1 pseudogene is annotated in these 378 nt (G+C 62.4%); it reads left to right on the top strand.

Annotation, left to right across the window (positions count from 1 at the left end):
* Positions 1 to 378: pseudogene (locus E0L21_RS24815) on the top strand (hypothetical protein); the annotation flags it as partial.

Raw genomic sequence — 378 nt, 5'->3', positions numbered from 1 at the left:
TATCCCTCCATTGAAAAACAGATTGCCGGGCAGATGATCCGCCAGCGCGAAGGGCAGACCAGCGAGTCCGGCTTTACCGCATCTTACGGCGCGCCTTACGAGGCGCGAAAATCCCTCCTCGCTTATGGCCTTTCGGCGGCTGGCATTCACGATCCGGCCAGCCTGTCCGATGGCGGGCACACCCAGATGCAGCAGACAACAGCCCTGCTGGATAACGTCCGCGGGCAGTATGCCGCCTCCCCGCAGGCGCACTATGACGCGCAGGGCAACACGCGCACGCCCTCCCTGCTGGTGGCGGCGGCGCGGGATTTTTTCGACCAGCAGATTAATACCGGTGCGCAGTACAAAACCAACACTCACGACGATGTTCCCGGCCTC

The organism is Kosakonia quasisacchari (genome assembly GCF_004331415.1).
GTDB classification, from domain to species: Bacteria; Pseudomonadota; Gammaproteobacteria; order Enterobacterales; family Enterobacteriaceae; genus Kosakonia; species Kosakonia quasisacchari.
Note: the sequence above shows the minus strand (reverse complement) of the source record. Positions and strands in the feature narration are given on the sequence as shown.